This is a genomic window from Gluconobacter albidus (assembly GCF_002005485.1).
Taxonomy (GTDB): domain Bacteria; phylum Pseudomonadota; class Alphaproteobacteria; order Acetobacterales; family Acetobacteraceae; genus Gluconobacter; species Gluconobacter albidus.
Genome location: NZ_CP014689.1, coordinates 121,822 through 137,579 on the forward strand (window position 1 = coordinate 121,822; position 15,758 = coordinate 137,579).

At 60.2% G+C, this 15,758-nt stretch carries 12 protein-coding genes; 8 read left to right on the forward strand and 4 right to left on the reverse strand.

What is annotated here, in order from left to right; translation table 11 throughout:
• Nucleotides 1-192 precede the first annotated feature (192 nt).
• From A0U94_RS00520 to A0U94_RS00540, 5 genes are all read left to right on the forward strand, one after another.
• Nucleotides 193-1,173 carry a threonine ammonia-lyase gene (locus A0U94_RS00520; RefSeq protein ID WP_208611659.1) on the forward strand — a complete coding sequence of 327 codons (981 nt, stop codon included), beginning with the start codon at nucleotides 193-195 and terminating at the stop codon, nucleotides 1,171-1,173.
• A gap of 18 nt (nucleotides 1,174-1,191) precedes the next feature.
• Nucleotides 1,192-2,262, forward strand: a complete 1,071-nt coding sequence (locus A0U94_RS00525) for a DUF4392 domain-containing protein (RefSeq protein ID WP_149026628.1) — start codon at nucleotides 1,192-1,194, stop codon at nucleotides 2,260-2,262.
• The gene (locus tag A0U94_RS00530) at nucleotides 2,255-2,716 is read left to right on the forward strand and encodes a RidA family protein (protein WP_077802108.1); all 462 of its coding nucleotides are present in this window, start codon (nucleotides 2,255-2,257) and stop codon (nucleotides 2,714-2,716) included. The genes A0U94_RS00525 and A0U94_RS00530 overlap by 8 nt, the downstream gene beginning before the upstream one ends.
• Before the next feature lie 443 nt (nucleotides 2,717-3,159).
• Nucleotides 3,160-5,532 carry a TonB-dependent receptor plug domain-containing protein gene (locus A0U94_RS00535; protein WP_244178032.1) on the forward strand — a complete coding sequence of 791 codons (2,373 nt, stop codon included), beginning with the start codon at nucleotides 3,160-3,162 and terminating at the stop codon, nucleotides 5,530-5,532.
• Nucleotides 5,533-5,689: 157 nt separating this feature from the next.
• Nucleotides 5,690-6,580 carry a LysR family transcriptional regulator gene (locus tag A0U94_RS00540; protein WP_231865414.1) on the forward strand — a complete coding sequence of 297 codons (891 nt, stop codon included), beginning with the start codon at nucleotides 5,690-5,692 and terminating at the stop codon, nucleotides 6,578-6,580.
• Nucleotides 6,581-6,583: 3 nt separating this feature from the next.
• On the opposite strand, the gene A0U94_RS00545 is transcribed toward A0U94_RS00540, so the two are convergent.
• Nucleotides 6,584-7,861, reverse strand: coding sequence for an MFS transporter (locus A0U94_RS00545; protein ID WP_244178033.1), 1,278 nt, complete (start codon nucleotides 7,859-7,861; stop codon nucleotides 6,584-6,586).
• A gap of 36 nt (nucleotides 7,862-7,897) precedes the next feature.
• The gene (locus A0U94_RS00550) at nucleotides 7,898-8,737 is read right to left on the reverse strand and encodes a putative hydro-lyase (RefSeq protein ID WP_077802111.1); all 840 of its coding nucleotides are present in this window, start codon (nucleotides 8,735-8,737) and stop codon (nucleotides 7,898-7,900) included.
• 289 nt (nucleotides 8,738-9,026) lie between these two features.
• Between A0U94_RS00550 and A0U94_RS00555 the strand changes: the two genes are divergently transcribed.
• The 3 genes from A0U94_RS00555 to A0U94_RS00565 all read left to right on the forward strand — a co-directional run bounded on the left by A0U94_RS00555 (nucleotide 9,027) and on the right by A0U94_RS00565 (nucleotide 11,999).
• Nucleotides 9,027-10,283: an MFS transporter gene (locus A0U94_RS00555; protein WP_208611660.1), complete on the forward strand. Its 1,257-nt coding sequence runs from the start codon at nucleotides 9,027-9,029 to the stop codon at nucleotides 10,281-10,283.
• A gap of 35 nt (nucleotides 10,284-10,318) precedes the next feature.
• Nucleotides 10,319-10,972 carry a DUF2848 domain-containing protein gene (locus tag A0U94_RS00560; RefSeq protein ID WP_077802113.1) on the forward strand — a complete coding sequence of 218 codons (654 nt, stop codon included), beginning with the start codon at nucleotides 10,319-10,321 and terminating at the stop codon, nucleotides 10,970-10,972.
• Between the two features lie 82 nt (nucleotides 10,973-11,054).
• Nucleotides 11,055-11,999, forward strand: coding sequence for a hydroxyacid dehydrogenase (locus A0U94_RS00565; protein ID WP_077802114.1), 945 nt, complete (start codon nucleotides 11,055-11,057; stop codon nucleotides 11,997-11,999).
• 48 nt (nucleotides 12,000-12,047) lie between these two features.
• Here the strand turns inward: A0U94_RS00565 and A0U94_RS00570 are convergent, their stop codons facing one another.
• Together A0U94_RS00570 and A0U94_RS00575 are read right to left on the reverse strand one after the other, a co-directional pair.
• Nucleotides 12,048-13,616, reverse strand: coding sequence for a hydantoinase B/oxoprolinase family protein (locus A0U94_RS00570; RefSeq protein WP_077802115.1), 1,569 nt, complete (start codon nucleotides 13,614-13,616; stop codon nucleotides 12,048-12,050).
• Nucleotides 13,616-15,706: a hydantoinase/oxoprolinase family protein gene (locus tag A0U94_RS00575; RefSeq protein WP_077802116.1), complete on the reverse strand. Its 2,091-nt coding sequence runs from the start codon at nucleotides 15,704-15,706 to the stop codon at nucleotides 13,616-13,618. Before A0U94_RS00575 ends, A0U94_RS00570 begins: the two co-directional genes overlap by 1 nt.
• Between the last annotated feature and the right edge of the window lie 52 nt (nucleotides 15,707-15,758).

Sequence of the window (15,758 nt, forward strand, 5' to 3'; positions counted from 1 at the left end):
GATAATGAGAATCATTGTCAACTGGAGATTTTTTAAAAACGGGATTTTTCAGGCGAAACGCGAGGCCGCATCGGGCGCGAAGGGGCGGCAGGCATAAGCGTTCTTTATGGCGGGTTATACAAAGATAATATTTGATTTGAGAAACGTTTGAAAAGAATGATGACCCCATCAGAAGTGGGGAAAGTATCTGTGATGCAGTCTGAAAACAGAACGCTGAATTTTTCCGAAATATTCGCAGCGTCGTGTCGCATACGCGATCATGTGGTCCGGACGCCTCTTCTTGAAAGTCCCGTGCTGAACGAAAGGCTGGGGGGGCGTATTCTGGTTAAACCGGAAATGCTTCAGAAAACGGGTTCGTTCAAGTTTCGCGGGGCCTGTAACCGTATTCTGCAACTCACGCCGGGCGAACGGCGCGGCGGTGTGGTGGCGTGGTCTTCGGGAAATCATGCCCTGGCGATTTCGGCGGTCTGTGCGCTGCTGGATATTCCGGCTCATATCATCATGCCCGAGAGTGCCCCGCAGATGAAAATCGAAGGTGCGCGCCGTTATGGCGCCAAGGTCAGGCTCTATGACCGCGCGACGGAAAACCGCGAGGAAATCGGCGCGCAGATTGCGGACTCCGAAGGCGCCGTCATTGTTCCGCCCTATGATGATTTCAACGTCATGGCGGGTCAGGGCACCGTGGGCCTTGAGATCATGGAGCAGTGCCGGGAGCTGGGTGTCATGCCCGACAATGTGCTTTCCAGTGCGAGTGGCGGTGGACTGGTGGCGGGGATTGCGACGGCTGTCCGCACCTGTCGTCCGGAAACGTCCATCTATTCCGTGGAGCCCGCAGGGTTTGACGATCTGGCCAGATCGCTGGCGTCCGGGTATCGGGTCGAGAACGCGGCTGGCATGAACACGCTGTGTGATTCGCTGATGGTGCCTACGCCGGGCGCACTCACCTTTCCGACCAATCACACCCTGCTGGCGGACGGTCTGGTTGTGAATGATGCCGAAATCCGGGTCGGCATGGCCAACTGCTTCGAGCATTTCAAACTTGTGGCCGAGCCCGGCGGAGCCGCACCGCTTGCGGCCATTCTTTCGGGCAAGCTCGATGTACGGGGGAAGGTGACGGTGGCGGTGCTGAGTGGCGGGAATGTCGATCCGTCTGTCTATTCTTCAATACTGTAAAGAAAAGGCGTATTCAGGATGTTGAAGAGTGGAACAGCGCTGTATGAACGTCTGTCCGCAACCATTGATGACTTCATGGTGCTGGATTATACGGGTGTTGGCAGTATCGGCATGATTTACGCTGCGCTCCAGAAGCGTCAGCCTGGCAGCATGTGCATGGCTGCCGCCGAGATGATCGTCAAACAGGTGGCGGAGCGTCCGGGGCCTGTTCTGATCGCTACGGGTTTCCCCGAAGGCGGCGGCGTTCCGGAAACGGATGGGCCTGTGGGCGCTGCATTTATTGCGCGCTCGATCTTTCTGGGCCTGTCGCGCGAAACGGTCATTGTCGTGGACGAGGACTGGCGGGAGATGATGTTTGCGACCTGTCGCGGCGCGGGTCTTGCACCGTTCGATCTGCCCGCAGACGGGAAGATCGTGCCGGTTCCCTATCTGCGGCCGGTTTATGTTGCGACTGTGCCCAAGGATGACGCCGGCAGTCGCAAAGCGTGCGATGCACTGCTCGATCAGGTTCAGCCGAGCCTCCTGATTGCGATCGAACGGCCTGGCGTCAATGACAGGGGATTGTATCATGGTCTGGGTGGCCGTCCGCTGGATGGAATGGTTGCGGATCTGGACTACCTGTTCGCACAGGCACGGGTGCGGGGGCTGCGTTCCATCGGGATCGGGGATGGCGGCAATGAACTCGGCATGGGTGTGATCGCTGCGGAACTGAAACAGAAGATCGCCAAGGCCCGTGACTGCGGCATTGAAGGACGGGGTGGTGTGGCGGCTGAGACGGCAACGGACCATCTTATCGTTGCGAATGTCTCGAACTGGGGGGCGACCGGTCTTGTGGCGGCTCTGGCCTGTCTGGTGGAAAATCAGGCTGTTTTTCACGAGCCGGAGCTGGAAGTCCGCTGTATTGAAGCCTGTGTGGCGAGTGGCGGTGTGGACGGGATGTTCATGGGGCCGGAGCCTGCGACGGACGGAATTGCTGCGGAGGAATGGCGCGGTTTGATTCAGGTATTCCGTAAAACGTTGCAACGTCATCTCGGGATGGTCACCAACTGGCAGGGCCAGTCCGGGGACTGGAGGCAGATCCGTGCGTGAGGCGGGGGCTGTGCTTGAGGGTGGCGTAATTCTCCCGCCCGTCAGTGTTCCGCGAGGCAATTATACGCCGATCCTCTCCTGCGACGGTTTTCTGTTCGTCTCAGGGCAGGGGCCACGCTGGGGAGACGATCTTCGCTACAAGGGAGTCGTGGGCAGGGATTTTTCCGTCGAGGAGGGGCAGCAGGCGGCGCGGCTGTGTGGGCTCAACATCCTGGCGCATGTCTGGAATTTCCTTGAGGGAGATTTGTCCCGGATCAGGCGGCTCGTCCGGGTGGCGGGGGTGGTGCGGTGTTTGGAAGACTTCGAACAGCAGGCCAAAGTTTTGAACGGTGCCTCCGATCTGTTCGGGGAGGTTCTGGGGGACGCAGGATGCCATGTGCGGATCGCGACCGGGACGTCCTCGTTGCCGTCCGGGATGGCGGTTGAAGTGGAAGCCATGTTCAAAATCGACTGATTCCTGTCCGGTCGGTCGGCTGTGACCGTCCCCCAGAGGGGTATAAAAGAAATTTATTGGCGCGGATAACAAGATAAACGTTCCAATAACGTATCAAGTTTTCGTATTATCAACTGGAAATGAAAGCGAAAATACTGACCGGGCGGAACGAACACTGCCGGAGGGAAGGTAATCGCGTCTCATATGAAGAAATTCCGGCGGAAAGCTGCCTTTTGATCCCCAGATCCCAGGAGTGCGTGAAAATGTTCGCCTTGAAATACCTCTCCCGCTCTCTCTCCCTGAGCACGGCGTGTCTTCTGACGACGTCGCTGTGTCATGCTGCACTGGCGCAAGGAACATTACAGGGCAGGGACGTGACTTCGTCGTCCGGAAAAAAGACCGTCCATGTTGCTCATCCCACTGACGCCCCCTCTCGTTCCGTTAAAAAAACGGATCGCAGGAAGGTGACTCAGGTCAGTGCGAAGGACACGGAAAGCATTGCCGTTCGCGGGACACAGGTTCCAGGAGAAAGCGTTTTTTCGGCCTCCACGCGGGAGCATAGTACGGTACAGGTTTTCCGGTATTCCTCGCAGCAGCTCAAGGAGACCGGTCAGACCAACATCCTCGCCGCGCTGTCCCAGCTTTCCGCTGCCGTGACGTCATCTCCTTTCGGCGGCATGGGCAGCAACGGCTTCAACAAGACGATGCAGTTGCGAAACCTTGGCGCGGATCAGACGCTGATGCTGGTCAACGGCAAGCGCCGGCATGTGGACGCCAATTTCAATTATTATCAGGCCGGTCCGAACTACGGGACGGACCCGGCGGATCTGTCCCTGATCCCGGTCAGCGCGATTGACCATGTCGAGATCATTACTGAAGGCGCGAGTGCGCTGTATGGTCAGGATGCCGAGGCCGGTGCGGTCAATATTGTTCTGAAGAAAGACAGCAAGGGCGGCTCGATCAATCTCCAGAACAGCGGCTTTTATGCGGGAGACGGGCAGTCCTTCGATGGCAATGCCGATTACGGCTTCGCCCTGGGGCGTCATGGCGGTTATCTGAACGTGGCGGCCCAGATCAACAACCAGCTTTCCACCAACCGTTCGGGCGATTATCCGTCCAACCTGTATTTTGCGGGGGATCCACGCAACGAGACCGCCAGCAAGGACGTGCAGCGTCTGGCAGGCAATATCCGGATGCTGCTTGAAACCGCCAGCGTCAACATGGCCTATCCGGTGACGGATAACTGGGAAGTCTACAATACCTCGACTTTTGCCCATAAGGACATCATTGCGCCTGAGACGTATCGTGCGCCGTCCAACGATAACGTTGTGCGCGCGCTCCATCCGAATGGCATGGAGCCGATGTGGCATGCCGAGGAATGGGATTTTCAGGTCAATAATGGCATCCGCGCGCATAGTTTTCTGGGAATGCAGTGGGATTTCTTCGTCAATTATGGTCGCAATCAGCAGATCAACCATATTGTTGATACAGACAATCCCACGATGGGACTGGACAGCCCGACGAGTTTTTACACGGGACAGTTTGTCTCTACCGAGCTGGATGCCGGGTTCAACAGCACGAAGATCATCAAGACGTCCTTTCTGCCACGTCCGGTCAATCTGAGTTATGGTTTCGATTATCGTTTCGATACCTATCAGGTTGGCAAGGGTGATGAAGCGTCTGTGGAGAATGGCGGGGTTCCCATTCTCGATGGGCCGAATGCCGGGAAAATGGCGTCTGCGGGTGCGGTGGACAAATTCGGTATTCCGGCGGCGGCTGGCAGCATTCTGAACCGTGGTATTTTCGACGGGCACGTCAATCTGGATTTCTACGTCACGCCCAAATGGGAATGGACGCTCGGTGGCCATGCGGTCAGCTATGACGATCTTGGCGTTCATCCTTCGGGGTCAGTCGGAACGCGCTATAATGTGAGCAAGAACCTTGCGTTCCGGGGGAACGTCAACACGGGATACCGGGCGCCGACGCTTGCGGAGGAAGGGTTCTTTGCCGAAACGACATTCCCGACATACCGGACGGCGCAGCTTCCGGTGAATTCGAACTGGGCCAAGGTGCTGGGCGCAACGAAGCTGCGGGGTGAGCAGTCCCGGAGCTACAGCATTGGTGTGGATGCCACCCTGCTGCCGAACTGGACGCTGACGGCCAATCTCTATCGGATTTCCATCAACGACCGTCTGTATAACAGCACCCAGTTCGGCGGGACCGAAGTGGAAAGCCTGCTCTCTGCGGCGGGGCTGCCCAATGTGCTGTATGCGGCCTATTACGGCAATCCGGTCAATACGGTTACGAATGGTGGGGACGTCACGACGGCCTATCATCTGAAGACGGGACATCTTGGTGATTTCGACTTCCGCTTCTCCCTCAATATCGCGGATAGTGAAATTTCGCACCATAACGCGACCCCCTCGACCCTTCAGCAGCTTGGGCTGTCGTCTTTCAACCGGACGAATGCGGAATATCTGCTGCATTCTTCGCCCAAGAATATTGAGAACCTGACGGTTGTCTGGCATCGCGGACCGTTCTCGGCCCGTGTGCAGGAGCAGCGTTTCGGGTCTTATACATGGGTTGCGGCACCGTCTCTGACGCAGGCCCAGTGGACCTATGCCAAGCCGTCCTACATCACCAATCTTGAACTGGGATATGACATCACCAAACGCTGGCATATCGCAGGGGGCGCTTTCAACCTTGGGAATCATTATCCGGGCAAGGCGAACGCTGCCTCGCGCGCCGCACTGCAGAATGCGTTTATTTATCCCAACAACTCGCCTTACGGCTTCAGTGGCGGCATGTATTACGTCAAGACGGCCTTCCAGTTCTGAGGGGCTGTTCCTGAACCATTGTCCTGCCGGTTCTGCGATATCCTGCCCTTTTGGGCAGGATATTTTTTTGCCGGTACGGTTGGTGGCGGGTCTCCTGTTCCGGTATCGTAAAAAGATCGGCGTCATTGTCGGAGCATAGGAAAGGACAGAGACGTTCATGATGGATTTCAAGTCTCTTGAGACGGTTCTGTGGATCGAGCGGCTGGGGAGTTTCCGGGCGGCAGCCGATGCCCTGCGGATGACGCAGCCAGCGGTGTCCGTCCGGATTTCGCATCTTGAGGCGCTTCTGGGGGCCAGTATTTTTCATCGGGCCCCCAAATCCATCACGCTCACGCCGGTCGGAATGACGGTGGTGCAGTATGCCCGTCAGATCCTCGATCTGCGTGATGAAATGATCCAGACGGTCAAAGGACATCAGGACGCAACCGGAATCCTGCGTATCGGAGCGATCGAAACCATTTCACAGACCTGGATTTCGGATCTTCTGATCGAGATCCGCCACAAATATCCAAATCTGACAGTGGACCTGGAGATTTCGGTTTCGGATGAAATTTCCCGGAAAATCACCAAGGGAATGCTGGATGTGGGTTTCTTTCTGGGGCCGGTCAATTCACCGCGTCTGATCGAAAGCGAGCTGTGCAACTACGAGACTGCGATGGTTGGCAGGGAACATTTCGCGCTGCCCAGCAACGGCAAGCTGGATCTGGGGCAGGCGCCGTCGATTTCCATCATGACCCTGTCGCGCAACACCATTCCCCATTCGGCGATCCGCAATTTTCTGGCGCGGGAGGGGATCGTCCATCACCGGGTGGACACCATGAGTTCCCTGCCGTCCATTCTGGCGCTCACGCTGGGGGGAGAAGGGCTGGCTCTGCTGCCCTATGCGGTCATGCGGGATTATCTGGCCAGCGGGAAGCTTCGGGTGTTCGAGACGGGCATGAAGCTTCCTTTGCTGCGATGTGTCGCAGGGCGGCTGATCAGTCATGGTTCGGCGATTGTCGAGGACGTTATCTCCATTGCGGAACGTGTGTCGGCCAATGTGACCTGAGGGTCAGGCGGTCCGCCGGACGGGCGAGGAGAGCGTGTAGACCGTCGTTATGGCGCCCAGGGTGGCACAGGCTGCGACCAGAAAGACCCCGGAGAGCGGGGAGTGCAGATGCTCGCGCATCCAGCCGATGCCGTAGGGGCCGACGAGGCCGCCGATCGCGCCAAGGCTGTTGATCCATGCAAGCCCTGTCGCCAGTGTGCGTTTTTCGAGCACATGGGGCGTTACGGTGAAGATCATGGCTGTGACGCAGAGGGCTGCTGCGAGTGCGATGGTCAGGAAAACCAGTGCGATTGCGCCGTGGGACTGCAACAGGAAAGTCAGGACCAGACAGAGGGCAACTGTCAGGAAGGGGCCGGCCAGATGCCAGCAGCGTTCGTTGTGTCTGTCGGAACTGCGGGCGTTGAGCACCATGGCCACGGCTGCGACGGCGAAGGGAATGGCCGTATAAAATCCGAGCTGTCCGGGAGGGGGAGCGATAACCTGCTCGATGAAGGTCGGGACCCAGAAGACGATCCCGTAATTGCAGACGGCCTGGCAGAAACAGATGACGACGAGGAGCAGGACTTCAGGCTGTTTCAGCGCAGCGAATACGGATGTCGTGTCGTTTGTGGAGATGTTCTGGGCCGGAAGGCGGGTCAGGATGGCCTGTTTCGTGGGGGCATCCAGCCATGAGGCGGAGGCCGGTCCGTCGTCGAGGCGTTTCAGAACGGTCAGTCCGAGCAGCAGGGGCGGGATTGCCTCGATCAGGATCATCCATTTCCATGCGGGTACTGACAGGACCTGATCGAAGGCGCCCAGAAGATAGGTGGAAACCGGGCCGCCGATGGCGCCTGAGAGCGGTATGGCGATCAGGAATCCCGTGGTGACGCGCGCACGGATCGAGTCCGGGAACCAGAGGGCCAGATAGTACAGAACGGCCGGATAAAAGCCTGCCTCCGCGGCGCCGAGCAGGACACGCAGGGCGCAGAATTCCCAGGCCGTACTGATGATGACGAACAGGAAGGAAATCAGGCTCCATGCGATCATGATCGTGGCGATCGTCCGGCGGGGGCCGAATTTTTCGAGCAGGAGCGCGGAGGGGACCTGAAAGACGATGTAGCCTACGAAGAACAGCCCGGCGCCCAGCCCGAAGGTTGCATCCGAGAAGTGGAGGTCCTGTTCCATCGCCGCGCGGGCGAAGCTGAGATTGATGCGATCCAGGTAGGAAAACATGTAGCAGACGACCAGCAGCGGGATGATGCGCCGGACGGCCACCCGGAAGAGCGTGTGATCAGAGGGCACGGAATCATCCTGAGCGTGTGGAGGCATAACTTTGGTTTATATTATTTTCCCGGAATGTTCCGAGACAAGATTTTCATAATCGGGAATGGGAATATCCGTCACGAGCATGGCGCCGGGAGCATGTGTGATGGCAAAGGGAAGACGGCTTGCGGCCAGAACGGCCTGGGGCGTCACTCCGCAGGCCCAGAAGGCAGGGAGCTCATGGGGGCGGATTTCGGTGCGGGCGCCGTAATCGGGTTTTTCGATGTCGATGATGCCGATTTCTTCGGGAAAGCCGATCTGGACTGGTCCGCCATGAGCCAGAGGGATGCGGGAACTGATTTCCGTGGCCTTGATCAGGTCTGGCGAGCGGAAAGGACGCATCGAGACGACGACTGGGCCGGAAAATGGTCCGACGGGTGTGCAGGCAATATTCGTGCGGTACATGGACACGCCCAGACCCGTTTCGAAATGCCGCATGGGGACGTTGCAGGCCATGAAGGCGTTTTCGAAGGAAAAGGAACATCCCAGCGCAAAAACGACGAAATCATCCTGCCAGAACGACAGAATATCCGTCACTTCGTCTGTTAAAACTCCATCCCGCCAGACGCGGTAAAGCGGCAGGTCGGTCCGGATGTCGAGGTTACGTCCCAGCGCCGGGGTATCATATTCGCCGGGTTGGGACATGCCGACGAGGGGGCAGGGCTTGGGGTTCAGGCGACAGAATTCCGCGAAGTCTTCGGCATATGATTTGGGGAGGATGACCAGATTGGCCTGGATGAAACCTGCGGCCATGCCTGCGGTGACGGTTCCAGCCGTGTTGGACCGGCACAGCGCGCGGACGTCTTCGGGCGATGTGTGGAAAAGGGGAGGGATCGGCAAAGCGGATTCAGACATCGTTTGCGTCCTTGTTCGCGGCAGACAGGCCGGGCGATGACAGTGATGGTTCCGGAAGGCTAACAGTCGTTGCGTTCGGGATTCAAATCATCAAAATAAATGTTGAGGTATAAATATCCGTTATGGGCCTTTTTTGTGCTTAAATCTTTTGACGGCATTGCATTGGAATGTTCAGAATGAATGCTCCGGAATAAAAATCCGACGCTTTTGGATATTGTATGCATCATGAAACGAACCGGTTCTCAGGCGCCCGGCAGGCTGGATCTTCCGTGAGCGGATGTTCTGGCGCATGACGACGTCGCCTGTGCGTCTTGCTCTGGGGAGCGCGATCGGGACCACGTTCGAGTGGTATGATTTCATGGTTTACAACACGCTTGCGGCACTCGTGTTTAACCATGTCTTTTTTCCCGAGGCGCTGCCGTGGATGGGAACCCTTCTGGCGTTCTCGACCTATGCCGTGGGATATGTGTCGCGGCCTTTGGGCAGTGTGATTTTCGGCTGGCTCGGGGACCGGACCGGGCGCAGGCATGTTCTCATGCTGACGCTGGCGCTTATGGGGCTGACGACGGGTCTGATTGCACTGCTGCCCGGTTATGCGCGGCTTGGGGCGATCAGTCCGGTTCTGCTTGTTCTGCTGCGGTTTTTGCAGGGGATCGCATTGGGTGGAGAGTGGGCCGGCGCGCTCCTTCTGACGGCGGAACAGAATTCGGAAACGGCGATGGGCATGGGGGCGACATGGTCCCAGCTTGGACCGGGGCTTGGAACGGTCCTGTCCGCAGGGGTGATCTGGGGAGTGACGCGCTCCATGGATGCCGCGTCTTTTCAGGACTGGGGATGGCGTCTGCCGCTGTTTCTGAGCCTGCTGCTTCTGGCGGCGGGATGGGTGGTCAGGTCTTCCCTTTCAGAGCCGCCTCAGTTTGCCGAACGCAAAGCGCGTGGTGAGGTTCTGGCCAACCCGGTGGGCGCGGTCCTGCGTCATCATGGGCGCTCCCTGCTGATCGCTGCGAGTACCCGGATCGGGCCGGATGTTCTGTATGCGCTGCTGACGGTTTTCAGTCTGAGCTATGTGACCCAGACGGGGGAGCATACGCGGTCTGCGGCGCTGATGGCCGTGTTTGCAGGATCGGCCTGGGGGGTGATCGTCACGCTGCTGGCAGGGCGGTTCAGCAACCGGTGGGGGGCGAAACGGATTTTTCTTGTGGGAACGGTTTGCGCCCTGCCAGCAGCGTTTGTGTTTTTCTGGTGTGCGGCTTCCCATCAGGCGCTCATGCTGGGCTTCGGAATCTGTCTTGGTCTGTCGGTTCACGCCATCATGTATGCGGTTCAGGGCGCGCTCATCAGCCAGCAGTTTCCGGTTGAAGTTCGCTATTCAGGCTCTTCGATCGCTTATACCTGCGGCAGTCTTGCGGGGGGTGGGGCTTTTGCGCCGCTCATCATGGTGACGCTGTTCCGGGCGACGCATCTCGAACTGTCCATTTCTCTTTATGTGGTCGTGGCACTTCTCGTTTCTGGCGCGGGCGCGATGCTGGCCCGCGGGACGCGCTGAGTGTGGCTGACTGATTCCAACAGGAACGCTGAAATATGGAAATTTTCTATCCCGATCTGACTGCGGTCAGGGAGGTCATTGTGGCTGGCTGGGCCGGGCGGGATGCGGCGGATGTGCAGCATCATATCGACGAGCTGGCGGCCCTTGGGGTGGCGCCGCCTTCGGATGTGCCGCTGTTTTACCGGGTCGGGCATGAAACCCTGAGCACGGCGCCTGTGATTGATGTGCTGGGCGGCCAGACTTCGGGCGAGGTCGAGCCGGTTTTGTTGCGTACACAGAGCGATCTGCTTGTGGGCGTGGGGTCCGACCATACGGATCGTGAAAGCGAAGCCTATAGTGTGGCGTTGTCCAAGCAGGTCTGTCCCAAGGTCAGCGGTCGGGCGTTCTGGCGGTTTGCGGATGTGGCGGATCGGTGGGACGAGATGGTGCTGCGGTCCTTTACGGCTGAAAGAACGCCTTATCAGGAAGGGCTTGCGGCGTCCCTGCTCAATCCGCTGGATCTGGTGGCGCGCTGGGAGCAGCGGGAGGGCCGGGTCTTTGGGCCGGGGAGCCTGATGTTCTGTGGAACCGTTCCTACGCTCAATGGGATTGTCCGGACCGAGAGGCTTACCGTCGAGCTGTCTGATCCGCGGACCGGGAGTGTGCTGTCGCACCATTACGCCATCCGGGAGCTTCCCGTGGTTGCGTGAAGGGGCTTTTGGGCATGGACAAGCGGGAAGGGTATGCCATCATTCTGCTCCTTGCGCTTCTTTACTGTGGAAAACCAGCACCATGAGTCTGTGTTTCATTACACAACAGATCCATCCCGATGCCGTAACCTGTCTGAACGAGGCCGGAATCACGACCCGTTATGCTACGGAACCTTCGATGGAGGCGGTGATTCGCGAAATCGGCGACGCGGATGCGGTGATTACGCGCGATCTGGGACTGAGCGAAGAGGCGCTGCGCGCCGCGCCGAAGCTGAAAATCATTTCCTGTCACGGTTCGGGCACGAACCGGATCGCCAAGGCTGCCGCGGCGGAGCGGGGCGTTCTGGTGACGAATGCGCCCAATACCAACAGCCGGTCCGTTGCGGAAATGACGATCGGGCTTCTGCTGGCGGTCATGCGGCGTCTGTGCGAGGCGGATCGTGCCGTGCGGGAGGGGAACTGGGCGTTTCGTTATACAAATAACGGCACGGAACTGCACGGACGGACGATCGGGCTTGTGGGGTTTGGCGCCATTGCCCGGCATGTCGCGCAGATTGCGGGGCAGGGGTTGGGAATGCGCGTTGTGGCGTGGTCTCCGAGCGTTCCGGCGGAGGTATTCGAGGCCGCGGGCGTGGAGCGGGCGCAGAGCCTTGAGGACCTTCTGGGCGTCTCGGATGTGCTGTCGCTGCATCGTCCGGCGCAGGGGAGCGGTCAGCCCACGATTGACGCTCAGGCGCTGTCGCGCCTGAAGAAAGGCGCAGTTCTGATCAATACCAGCCGGGGCGGGGAGGTGGATGGTCCTGCGCTGGCGAAGGCTCTGGAGACGGGGGATGTCGGCGGAGCGGGGCTGGACGTGATGTCGCCCGAGCCTCCGCTGGCGGATGATCCGTTGCTGCAGGCGCCGAATGTGGTTCTGACGCCACATATCGGCGCGACGACGGAACAGGCCTTGCGCCGTATGGCGATGCTGTGTGCGTCGCAGGTTCAGGACGCTCTTGCGGGGCGTGTGCCGCCGCATTGTCTTTGAACAGTTGAGTTCCGCGCCCTTCCGTTTCGGGAAGGGCGCGGGAGACAGTCAGGGGGCGCCGAGGCCGCCGCCGCCTGGTGTCAGGAGGACGAGCACATCGTCCGCTTCCAGAACCTGAAGGCCCTTGCCGGCGAGCTTGCGGCCTGAGGCGGTTTCGACCCGGCCTGCCGCGCCGTCCTGTCCGCCGAGTGCGCCACGGGCCGGATGATCGACGCGGTCAAAGGCGGCCAGCAGCTCGAAGGGCTGTTTCTGGGTGGTGCCGATCTTCATGATCTGCCCGTCGCCGCCTTTGGTCAGGCCGAGACCGCCGCTGTTTTCGCGCAGTTCTTTTTCCCAGAAGATGAGCGGGCACTGGATTTCCGCGATTTCAATCGGGGTGCCGTGTACGCCGGATGGAAAAGCCGTGGCGGACAGGCCGTTCAGGCCGGGGCGGGCCCCGGTACCGCCATTGGTCGTGATGGCGAGCGCGTAGGTCTGGGGCGTGGTTGCTCCTTTCGGGAACCACTGTCCGCGCACGGCAATGTTCCACAGGCAGGATGTGCCTTCTGCTGGAACGCGCTCGGGCAGGGGCGTGCGGAGGCATCCGAACACCATGTCCGGCAGCATCTGTCCGATGACGTGGCGGGAGGAGACGGGGGCGGGACGCATTGCGTTCAGGACGGACCCTTCGGGTGCCTCGACGTGATAGGGAGCCAGTGAGCCTGCGTTGTTGGGGACGTCTGGCGAGATCGCGCAGGCTAGCCCGAAGACCGTATAGGCGCGGGTATAGGCCATCGGGACGTTGATCCCGCGTCCGACAGCAGGCGGTGAGCCGTCATAGCTGACGCTGACGCGGCTTTCGCCAACCGTGAGCTTTGCCTTGAGCGTGAGTGGCGCATTGTAGCCGTCGATGGTCATCTCGTGGGACCACGTGCCCTGCGGGAGGGCTGCGATCTTGTCGAGGACGGCCTGGCGGGAACGTTCGATGATGAAATCGGCCAGCGGTTCGAGACTGTCGAGGTGGAACTCGTCCATCATGTCGCACAGGGCGCGGACGCCGACATCATTGCAGGCTGCCAGAGAGTAGGTATCGCCTTCCGTGTCCACCGGCAGGCGCGTATTGGCGCGGATCATGGCCATCAACGTCTCGTTGACCTGTCCCTGATCAATCAGCTTGAGCATCGGGATCGAGAGGCCTTCCATGAAGACGTCCGTTGCTTCCGGCCCGTTGCCCAGGCCGCCGATATCCATCAGATGGCTGGTGCAGGAGAACAGTCCGACCAGACTGCCCTTGTGGAACGCCGGGGTCGTGATGACGAAGTCGTTGAGATGCCCCGTTCCCATCCACGGATCGTTCGTGATGTAGGCGTCGCCCTCTTTCATGGTCGAGACGGGGAAGTGACGCAGAAAATGGCCGACCGATTCCGCCATGGAATTGACGTGGCCGGGCGTGCCCGTCACGGCCTGCGCGATCATCCGGCCTTGCAGGTCGAAAATGCCGGCCGAGATGTCTTCGCATTCGCGGACGATAGGGCTGAATGCCGTGCGGATCAGAACCTGCGCCTGTTCGCCGACCACGGCAATCAGGCGGTTCCACATGATCTGGAAGTCGATTTCCTTATGAGAGTGCGCGCTCATCAGACGGCGTCCTTCATGTCCAGAATGATGTTGCCGCTGCCGTCCAGATGGGCGGTGTAGCGGGAGGAAACGTAGGTTGTGGTTTCTTTTTCGGCGATCAGCGCCGGGCCGGAGACACGGCTGCCCGGTCCCATGTCCGTACGTTCGTAGACCGGGAGGGCGACATGCGTGCCGGTTGCGCCGTCGAAAAGTTTGCGGATGTCGGCGGAGACTGCGTCATGCAGGGCCGGGGCGGCCTCGAAGGGCGGGTATTTTCGCGGGGTGGTTGAGACGCTGACGGACCAGTTCAGGATTTCGACGGCGGCATGGGGGATGACGCGGGAGAACTGACGGGCATATTCCGCTTCGAAGGCGTCCCGCAGGGCCGAAAGATGGTCGCTGCTGATGGCGCCGTCGGGCAGCGTGACGATGATTTCGTGTCCCTGTCCGACATAGCGCATGAAGGCCGCGCGCCTTGTGTGGAGCGTTTCCGTCCGGGCGTCGTCCTGCACCATGCCGTGTGCGGCCTGCGTCATGTCGTCGAGCAGGGCCGAGACTTCCGCTGAACTGAAGCTGTCGTCCAGACGCATGGGGAAGGAGCGCACCAGCTCGAACGAGACGGGGGCGGCGAGAAAGCCCACGGCCGAGCCGACGCCTGCGTTCGAAGGAATGACGAGACGCCGGATTCCGAGCTTTTCCGCGACGCGCGCGGCGTGAAGCGGGGCCGCGCCACCAAAGGCGATCATGGTATGGTCGCCGATAACGGCGCCACGTTCGGCGGCATGGACGCGCGCTGCGCTGGCCATGTTTTCGCACACGATTTCATAGACCGCATGGGCGGACATTTCCGCCGACAGCCCAAGCGGGGTGCCGATATCGGTCAGAAGCGCTTCGGCGGAGCGATCCGGCTGGAGCTGGATGCTGCCGCCCGCGAAATTCTCCGGGCGGATCAGGCCGAGCATCACGTCCGCGTCCGTAACGGCGGGGCGCTTGCCCCCCAGTCCGTAACAGGCGGGGCCTGGAACGGAAGATGCGCTCTCCGGCCCGACGACGACGCGTTTCATGGCGTCCAGATGGGCGATGGAGCCGCCGCCCGCGCCGATCTCGACCATTTCGATCACGGGAATGCGCAGGGGCAGGCCGGAGCCTTTCATGAAGCGGGCCGTGCGGTCCACTTCGAAGAAACGGGACGATGCGGGTTCGCCGTCTTCGATCAGGCAGACCTTGGCGGTTGTGCCGCCCATGTCGAAGGACAGGACGCGGTTTTCGGCCAAACGCTCGGCACATTGGGCGGCGAAAATCGCACCGCCCGCCGGGCCGGATTCCACCAGGCGGACGGGGAACTGGCGCGCCGTTTCCAGCGCGGTCAGGCCGCCACCAGAGGTGACGAGATAGAGCGCGCCTTCAAAGCCCCTGGCGTCGAGGGCTTCGCGCAGGCGGCCCAGATAGCCCGCCATCAGGGGCTGGACGTAAGCATTCGCGACGGTGGTGGAGGTGCGCTCGTATTCCCGGATTTCGGGGCAGACGTCGCTTGAAATGGAGATGGTGATGTCCGGCATCGCCTCCTGAAGAAGCGCCTGTACGCGCCGTTCATGGGCCGGATTGGCATAGGCATGGAGGAACGCCACCGCGATGCTCTCGACGCCAGCGTCGCGAAGCTGGGGCACGAGCGCCAGAACGGCGGCTTCATCCAGGGGAAGCTGGACGGTGCCGCGGGCGTCCATGCGTTCGGGAACGGTGAAGCGCAGGTCGCGGGGGACGAGCGGGCTGGGCTTTTGCAGCATCAGGTCATACTGGTTGAAGCGGCTTTCGGTGCCGATTTCCAGAATGTCGCGGAAGCCCTGCGTTCCGATGAGGGCCGTGCGGGCGCCCCGGCGTTCGATGATGGCGTTTGTGGCAAGCGTCGTGCCATGCACGAAGACCGTCACGTCCGGAAAGCGCAGTCCGGCGTCTTCGATCACGAGGCCGATGCCGCTCATGACCCCTTCTTCGGGGGCGGCGGGGGTGGTGAGGACCTTGCGGGTCAGACGTCCCTGCGGGGTCTGGAGGACCACGTCCGTGAATGTGCCACCGATATCAGCGGCGAGACGGATTTGTGTGCTGTCGACCATGCCTGTGTTTTCCGTATCGGGTTAGAGTGCAATAGGATATCGGGAAGAGATG

Bases quoted from the DNA above. Each gene is read 5' to 3' on its own strand.
- A0U94_RS00540 (WP_231865414.1), top strand. From the start codon at position 5,690: ATGATGGATTTCAAGTCTCTTGAGACGGTTCTGTGGATCGAGCGGCTG.
- A0U94_RS00570 (WP_077802115.1), bottom strand. From the start codon at position 13,616: ATGAGCGCGCACTCTCATAAGGAAATCGACTTCCAGATCATGTGGAAC.
- A0U94_RS00560 (WP_077802113.1), top strand. From the start codon at position 10,319: ATGGAAATTTTCTATCCCGATCTGACTGCGGTCAGGGAGGTCATTGTG.
- A0U94_RS00555 (WP_208611660.1), top strand. From the start codon at position 9,027: ATGACGACGTCGCCTGTGCGTCTTGCTCTGGGGAGCGCGATCGGGACC.
- A0U94_RS00575 (WP_077802116.1), bottom strand. From the start codon at position 15,706: ATGGTCGACAGCACACAAATCCGTCTCGCCGCTGATATCGGTGGCACA.
- A0U94_RS00520 (WP_208611659.1), top strand. From the start codon at position 193: ATGCAGTCTGAAAACAGAACGCTGAATTTTTCCGAAATATTCGCAGCG.
- A0U94_RS00550 (WP_077802111.1), bottom strand. From the start codon at position 8,737: ATGTCTGAATCCGCTTTGCCGATCCCTCCCCTTTTCCACACATCGCCC.
- A0U94_RS00525 (WP_149026628.1), top strand. From the start codon at position 1,192: ATGTTGAAGAGTGGAACAGCGCTGTATGAACGTCTGTCCGCAACCATT.
- A0U94_RS00565 (WP_077802114.1), top strand. From the start codon at position 11,055: ATGAGTCTGTGTTTCATTACACAACAGATCCATCCCGATGCCGTAACC.